Origin of the sequence: Rhizobium oryzicola (genome assembly GCF_030504645.1) — a bacterium.
GTDB lineage: Bacteria > Pseudomonadota > Alphaproteobacteria > Rhizobiales > Rhizobiaceae > Neorhizobium > Neorhizobium oryzicola.
Genome location: NZ_JAUKWQ010000030.1, coordinates 1 through 1,158 on the forward strand (window position 1 = coordinate 1; position 1,158 = coordinate 1,158).

Consider the following 1,158-nt stretch of genomic DNA (forward strand, 5'->3'; position numbering starts at 1 on the left):
CAGGCGACCACGGTAGGGTCAGCGACTGGGGTGAAGTCGTAACAAGGTAGCCGTAGGGGAACCTGCGGCTGGATCACCTCCTTTCTAAGGAAGCTGTGGAATTGGTAAGACGCTTGACTAGATCAGGCTGAACCTTCCCGTGCTTTTTAGAACATAGATGGCGCCAGTCAGGCGACCATCGAAACGAAATACGTCACAGAGCCTTCATGGCCTGATGATAAGGCGGAACCCGCCGACCACGTTTCTCTTTCTTTGGAAGACAAGACCGTTGACGGTCCCAGGAATGGGCCCGTAGCTCAGTTGGTTAGAGCACACGCTTGATAAGCGTGGGGTCGGAAGTTCAAGTCTTCCCGGGCCCACCATTGCTTTTGCGATTGTGGCTTGGGGTTTTGGCTGGTTCTTGGGGCTTTACGTTGACGGATTGAATGTTGCTGGAGCCGGTTGGGAGAAGTCCTGTTCGGTGCACAAGCGCTGGATGGGGCTGTAGCTCAGCTGGGAGAGCACCTGCTTTGCAAGCAGGGGGTCAGCGGTTCGATCCCGCTCAGCTCCACCATTTATTGTCTTTATGTTTTGTCCTCACGCTGTCGCGCTCTTGAACGAGCGCTGCGCTGCGGACGGCGCGGCCAAACGTGGCCGACGGGCTATCGCCCTGTATGGGTGGAAAAGCTGGCATGATGACGTGTCTTCCATGGAAATAAAAGTTTGCATCGCTTTTAGGAGCGTATGCCTGTTTTGCAAAAATCGTGAAGAGAAGATTGATCTGGAGGCTTCCAGGTTTGGGTTTGACCGCAAGGTTTTGGTCCCAAGTCCGAAGCTGGTCCTGCTGATGTCGTGGATGGTCTAGCCGACCGGAAGCGAATAGGGGCCAGGGAAGGAAGGAAGCTTGTCACTCTGGTCGTTCGTTGTTGGTGTCTTTGATGCCTCTGACGGATTGATTGATGATCGTTGCCTGACCGCGCGATCCCGGATTTAATCTCGAGAAGCTGGTCTTAAGATCCGGCCCGGATGTCGCTCGGCGTGACATCTTTGTAAGGGACCGGATCGAACACGTCGATGGCATCTCGAATGACCTGGTTGTAAAAGGTAGCCAGGTTTTGGGAGTTGTTAGCGAATAGCGAATGGCGAATAGTTTTTGAACATTCTATTCGCTACTACCTA

The 1,158-nt window shown here is 53.5% G+C and carries 2 tRNA genes and 1 rRNA gene; all 3 read left to right on the forward strand.

The annotated features are described in order from the left end of the window. A 16S ribosomal RNA gene (locus tag Q2T52_RS26755) occupies nt 1-84 on the forward strand; the annotation flags it as partial. Between the two features lie 201 nt (nt 85-285). Next, nucleotides 286-362: transfer RNA gene (locus tag Q2T52_RS26760), tRNA-Ile, on the forward strand. A 115-nt stretch (nt 363-477) separates the two neighbouring features. Beyond that, a tRNA-Ala gene (locus tag Q2T52_RS26765) sits at nt 478-553 on the forward strand. Nucleotides 554-1,158: the final 605 nt, after the last annotated feature.